The 5,421-nt window shown below is 63.4% G+C and carries 7 protein-coding genes; 5 read left to right on the top strand and 2 right to left on the bottom strand.

Annotation, left to right across the window (positions count from 1 at the left end):
* The 5 genes from VJ673_RS14230 to VJ673_RS14210 all read left to right on the top strand — a co-directional run.
* On the top strand, nt 1–568 hold a 568-nt coding region (locus tag VJ673_RS14230), incomplete at its 5' end, for an ATP-binding protein (protein ID WP_324126787.1).
* Between the two features lie 36 nt (nt 569–604).
* Entirely contained in the window at nt 605–1,213 is a 609-nt protein-coding gene (locus VJ673_RS14225; RefSeq protein ID WP_324126786.1) for a septation protein A, read from the top strand.
* Nucleotides 1,213–1,512 (top strand): YciI family protein, encoded by a 300-nt coding sequence (locus tag VJ673_RS14220; RefSeq protein ID WP_324126785.1) that lies wholly within the window; start codon nt 1,213–1,215, stop codon nt 1,510–1,512. The genes VJ673_RS14225 and VJ673_RS14220 overlap by 1 nt, the downstream gene beginning before the upstream one ends.
* Complete coding sequence (locus tag VJ673_RS14215; RefSeq protein WP_324126784.1) at nt 1,509–1,799, top strand: BolA family protein; 291 nt, start codon at nt 1,509–1,511, stop codon at nt 1,797–1,799. Before VJ673_RS14220 ends, VJ673_RS14215 begins: the two co-directional genes overlap by 4 nt.
* Nucleotides 1,799–2,584: a peptidylprolyl isomerase gene (locus tag VJ673_RS14210; RefSeq protein WP_324126783.1), complete on the top strand. Its 786-nt coding sequence runs from the start codon at nt 1,799–1,801 to the stop codon at nt 2,582–2,584. Before VJ673_RS14215 ends, VJ673_RS14210 begins: the two co-directional genes overlap by 1 nt.
* 94 nt (nt 2,585–2,678) lie before the next feature.
* On the opposite strand, the gene VJ673_RS14205 is transcribed toward VJ673_RS14210, so the two are convergent.
* Nucleotides 2,679–4,475, bottom strand: coding sequence for an acyl-CoA dehydrogenase (locus VJ673_RS14205; protein WP_324126782.1), 1,797 nt, complete (start codon nt 4,473–4,475; stop codon nt 2,679–2,681).
* An 88-nt stretch (nt 4,476–4,563) separates the two neighbouring features.
* On the bottom strand, nt 4,564–5,421 hold an 858-nt coding region (locus VJ673_RS14200; protein WP_324126781.1), incomplete at its 5' end, for an electron transfer flavoprotein subunit alpha/FixB family protein.

The raw sequence follows: 5,421 nt of genomic DNA, 5'->3' as shown, positions 1-5,421 counted from the left end.
GGACGTCGAGGAAATGGACCGGATCATCGGGCAGTTTCTCGATTTCGGACGCGGCGAGCCGCAGGAGCCGATGCAGGCCACGGACATCGCCGCGATGCTGCAGGACATCGCACAGCCCTATCGGCTCCGCGGCATCAACATCGCGCTCGACGTGCCGAAAAGCCTTGTCCACCTTGTGCGACCACTGCCCCTGCGCCGGGCCGTACTGAACCTCATCGACAACGCCGTGCGCTACGCAGGGGAAGACAAGCCCATCACCATCACGCTCGATCGACGGGAGCATGAGGTTCTCGTCGAAGTCGCCGATCGCGGGCCGGGCATTCCCGAAGGGGAGCGCGAACGGATGCGACACCCCTTTACCCGCCTCGAAAACGCCCGTTCGAACACCAAGGGCGCGGGCCTCGGGCTGGCGATCGTCGAGCGCATCATCGCTTCGCACCACGGCGTGTTGGAACTCGCCGGGCGGGAAGGCGGCGGCTTGCGGGCAATTCTGCATCTTCCCCTTGATGGGAAACGCGCCGGCCGGGCTAGAATGCTCGGAGCCGACAGCGATTTGGGCGAAGCCTGAACCGGTCGGTACAACGACCCGATATAATGTTTCCGCATGAAGATTCTTTTCGATCTGCTTCCCGTCATCCTATTCTTCGGTGCATACAAGGTTGCAGGCAGCAGTCAGGCAACAGCCTTCGAACTCGCATCCCGCTGGCTCGGCAGCGGCATCGAAGCCTCCCAGGCACCCATCCTCATTGCCACGGCCGTCGCCATCGTCGCGACGTTCGCGCAGATCGCGTGGGTGTGGATGCGTCACCGAAAGGTCGATGCAATGCTGTGGGTGAGCCTCGCGATCATTACGGTATTCGGGGGCGCAACCCTCTTCTTCCATAACCCGACCTTCATCAAGTGGAAGCCGACTGCGCTCTACTGGCTGTTCTCCGGCACCCTGCTGATTTCCGACCTCGTTCTGGGACGCAATCTCATTCGGAAGATGCTCGAAGCGCAAGTGCGCCTGCCCGAGCCAGTCTGGCCGCGTCTCAATTTCGCCTGGGCGGCCTTCTTCGCCTGCATGGGCGGGCTGAACCTGTATGTCGCGTATAACTTTTCCGAAGAGACCTGGGTCAACTTCAAGCTGTTCGGCGGCACCGGGCTGATGCTGCTGTTCGTGATCCTCCAGGGTTTCTACCTTTCCAGACACATGAACGAGGAAACAACCTGATGTTTTACGCAATGATCGGGGAAGACAGCCCCGGTTCGCTCGACAAGCGCATGGCAGCACGTCCCGCACATCTCGCCCGGCTCCAGGCGCTCAGTGACGAAGGGCGCCTTCTGATCGCAGGACCGATGCCCGCGATCGACTCGCCCGACCCCGGCCCGGCAGGATTCGCCGGCAGCCTCGTCGTTGCGGAGTTTTCGTCGCAGACAGAAGCGGAGGCCTGGCTCGCGGCTGACCCGTACGTCCGTGACGCTGTTTTCGCCCGCACCAGCGTGCGCCCGTTCAAGAAAGTGCTGCCATGAGCGTGATCGACGAGATCCGGACGCGCCTCGCGGCGCTCGAGCCGCTGTCGGTAGACATCGGCGACGACAGCCACCTTCACGCCGGCCATGCGGGGGCGCGCAGCGGCGGCCACTACCGCGTGACCGTTGTTTCTGATCGCTTCGCGGGCAAGACCAAGGTTGCCCGGCAGCGGATGATCTACGACGCGCTGGGCGACTTGATGCGCACAAGCGTTCATGCCCTGGCAATCGATGGTGCACTGACGGCCGAAGAGGCCAACTCTCAACCTACCCGAAAGGAACTTTGATGAAACGTTTTCCCAGCCGTCTCGCTTTCGGCCTGATCGCCGGTCTGATCGCCCATGCAGCCGTCGCTGCGCCGGCGCCGGCTGCCAAGGTCAACGGCACCGCAATTCCCGCCACTCGCGCCGACGTGATGTTGAACGAACAGCGCTCGCAAGGGGCGCCGGACAGCCCCCAACTGCACGACGCTGTGCGCGAAGAATTGATCCGTCGTGAAGTGCTCGCCCAGGAAGCGGCGAAGAAGGGCATCGACAAGAAGCCGGAAATCCAGGCCCAGATGGACCTCGCCCGCCAGGCCGTGCTGCTCCGTGCCTACATTCAGGATTACGTGAAGGCCAATCCGGTTTCGGAAGCCGACCTGAAGAAGGAATACGAGACCATCAAGGGCCAGATGGGCTCCAAGGAATACAAGCCCCGCCACGTACTGGTGGAAACCGAAGACGAAGCCAAGGCCATCATCACCAAACTGCGCGCCGGCGAGAAGTTTGAGACCCTCGCCAAGCAGTCGAAGGATCCCGGCTCGAAGGACAATGGCGGCGACCTCGGCTGGAGCAACCCCGGCATGTTCGTGAAGCCGTTCGCCGAAGCGCTGGTCAAGCTCGAGAAGGGACAGTACAGCGCGACCCCGGTCAAGAGCGAGTTCGGCTACCACGTCATCCAGCTGGACGACGTCCGCGACCTCAAGGCCCCGGATTTCGCCACGGTGAAGCCGCAGCTCGAACAGCGTCTGCAGCAGCAGAAGATCGAGAAGCACATCGTGGACCTGCGCGCTAAGGCGAAGGTCGAGTAAGCGGTTCCACCGCTGTAAAAAAAGCCAGCCGCGTAAGCGAGCTGGCTTTTTTATCGGCTGAAGGGAGGGAGAGTCCTCCCTCCCCTCTCCGGCCTCAGAACTGATCTTCGGTGAGTTCCAATGCGCTCAGCGCACCGTTGGCCACCGTGTAAGCCAGTCCTTGAGCCTGCGGCAGGATGTGGTCGGCGTAGAAGCGCGCCGTGACGATCTTAGTCCGGTAGAAGTCAGCGCCATCCGCATTTTCCGCCAGGCGTGCCTGCGCAATCAAGGCCGCACGGGCCATCTGCCAACCGCCGGCCACGATGCCAAACAGCTTCAGGAAGGGCACAGAACCCACCGATGCGGCCTTCACGTCCTTGCCGTAAGTTGCGAGGATGTACTCGACTGCCGATTCGAGCGCGGCGATGCCTGCCTCCAGGGATTTACGCATCGCAATGAAGGAATCCGAAGATTCTTCCGCCAGTTTGGCCGTTACGCGGCGCATTTCGCCGATCACGGCCTTCACGGTGGCGCCGCCTTCGCGGGCGATCTTGCGGCCGATCAGGTCGTTTGCCTGGATCGCGGTCGTGCCTTCGTAGATGGTCGTGATACGCGAATCACGGAAATGCTGAGCCGCGCCGGTCTCCTCGATGAAGCCCATGCCGCCGTGAACCTGCACGCCGGTCGAGCTGACCTCGATCGAATTTTCGGTGAGCCAGCCCTTGACGACCGGGATCATCAGATCGACGAAAGCCTGCTTCTGCGCACGCACCGCACTGTCGGGATGCGCGTGGGCGACGTCGGTCGCAGCACCGACCACATAGGCCACCGCGCGCATCGCCTCCGTCTGCGACTTCATCGACATCAGCATGCGGCGGACGTCGGGGTGATGGATGATCGAAACCTTCGGACCACCGCGGACGCCGACTTCGGTGCCCTGCACGCGATCCTTCGCATAGCCCAGCGCGTGCTGGTAGGCGCGCTCGGATAGCGCCAGGCCTTCCATGCCGACCGCGAAGCGGGCTTCGTTCATCATGATGAACATGTATTCGAGACCGCGGTTCGCCTCGCCGACGAGCGTGCCGATGGCGCCGCCCTTGTCGCCGAAGGCCAGGACACAGGTCGGGCTCGCGTGGATGCCGAGCTTGTGCTCGATCGACACGCAATGGACGTCGTTGCGGGCACCCGGCGTGCCGTCCGCGTTGACCATGAACTTCGGCACCACGAAGAGCGAAATGCCCTTCACGCCTTCCGGCGCGTCCGGCAGACGCGCGAGGACGAGGTGGATGATGTTGTCGGTGAGGTCGTGTTCACCATAGGTGATGAAGATCTTCTGGCCGAAGATCTTGTACGTGCCGTCGCCTTGCGGTTCAGCGCGGGTGCGGACGGCAGCGAGATCCGAACCAGCCTGCGGTTCGGTGAGGTTCATCGTGCCGGTCCACTCGCCGCTGATCATCTTCGGCAGATAAGTGGCTTTCTGTTCGTCGGTACCGGTCAGCGTGATCGCTTCGATCGCGCCGTTCGTCAGCATCGGGCACAGCGAGAACGCCATGTTGGCCGACTTCCACATTTCCATCACTGCAGTGGCAACCAGCTTCGGCAGGCCCTGGCCGCCGAATTCGGGTTCGCAGGCAAGTGCCGTCCAGCCGGCTTCGGTGAACTGGCGATAGGCATCTTTCCATCCGGTTGCCGTAAAGACCTTGCCTTCTTCCCACCGTGCCCCCTCCTGGTCGCCAGACCGATTCAGAGGAGCGAGGACGCCGCTGGCGAACTTGTTGGCTTCGTCGAGAATCGCGTCGACCAGATCCGGCGACACTTCCTCGCAACCAGGCAGCTGCGCAACTTCGTCCAGACCTGCGAGTTCGCGCATCACGAACTGCATGTCACGGATGGGTGCAGTGTATTGACTCATGTGTTCTTTCTCCCGATACCTGTTTTATAAAGGACTGCGCCCGATCGGCGCAGTCCTGTTGCGGCTTGTTATCGTTCTTGTGAAACGGTCAGGCGACTGCCTTGGCCAGCTCCGGTACGACTTCGAAGAGGTCACCCACGAGACCGTAGTCGGCTACCTGGAAAATCGGCGCTTCGGGATCCTTGTTGATCGCGACGATCACCTTGGAGTCCTTCATCCCCGCCAGATGCTGGATCGCACCGGAGATGCCGACCGCGATGTAGAGCTGCGGCGCGACGATCTTGCCGGTCTGGCCGACTTGATAGTCGTTCGGCACGTAGCCCGCGTCGACCGCGGCGCGCGAAGCACCGAGGGCCGCGCCGAGGGCATCGGCGAGGGGCTCGAGCAGCTGGTGGTAGTTCTCGCCGCTGCCGAGGCCTCGGCCGCCGGAGACGATGATCTTGGCGGCGCCGAGCTCGGGGCGGGCGCTCTTCGTGAGTTCGCGGCCCTTGAGGGTCGTGAGGCCCAGATCGGGGCCAGCAGCGACAGCTTCGACTGCCGCGGCACCACCCTGCCCGGCCGCTTCGAAGGCGGTCGTCCGCACCGTCAGCACCTTCACCGCGTCGGCCGACTTCACCGTCGCCATCGCGTTGCCCGCATAGATCGGGCGCACGAAGGTGTCAGCCGATTCCACTGCAACGATGTCGGTGACCTGCGCGACATCCAGCAGGGCTGCGACGCGCGGAGCGACGTTCTTGCCGTTGGCGGTCGCGGGGGCGAGGATGTGGCTGTAGCCCGCGGCATTCGCGACGACGAGCGCCGCAACGTTCTCGGCGGTCTGGCCTTCGTAGTGGGCGGCGTCGGCGACGCGCACCTTGGCGACGCCGGCGATCTTCGCGGCCTCGGCCGCGGCAGCGCCGCAGTTCGCGCCGGCCACCAGCACGTGGACTTCGGCTCCGAGCTTCGC

This window comes from Aromatoleum sp., assembly GCF_035254505.1.
Taxonomy (GTDB): domain Bacteria; phylum Pseudomonadota; class Gammaproteobacteria; order Burkholderiales; family Rhodocyclaceae; genus Aromatoleum.
Note: the sequence above shows the minus strand (reverse complement) of the source record. Positions and strands in the feature narration are given on the sequence as shown.

Excerpts from the sequence above, each read along its gene's own strand:
- VJ673_RS14225 (WP_324126786.1), top strand. The coding sequence starts at position 605 with ATGAAGATTCTTTTCGATCTGCTTCCCGTCATCCTATTCTTCGGTGCA.
- VJ673_RS14220 (WP_324126785.1), top strand. The coding sequence starts at position 1,213 with ATGTTTTACGCAATGATCGGGGAAGACAGCCCCGGTTCGCTCGACAAG.
- VJ673_RS14215 (WP_324126784.1), top strand. The coding sequence starts at position 1,509 with ATGAGCGTGATCGACGAGATCCGGACGCGCCTCGCGGCGCTCGAGCCG.
- VJ673_RS14210 (WP_324126783.1), top strand. The coding sequence starts at position 1,799 with ATGAAACGTTTTCCCAGCCGTCTCGCTTTCGGCCTGATCGCCGGTCTG.
- VJ673_RS14205 (WP_324126782.1), bottom strand. The coding sequence starts at position 4,475 with ATGAGTCAATACACTGCACCCATCCGTGACATGCAGTTCGTGATGCGC.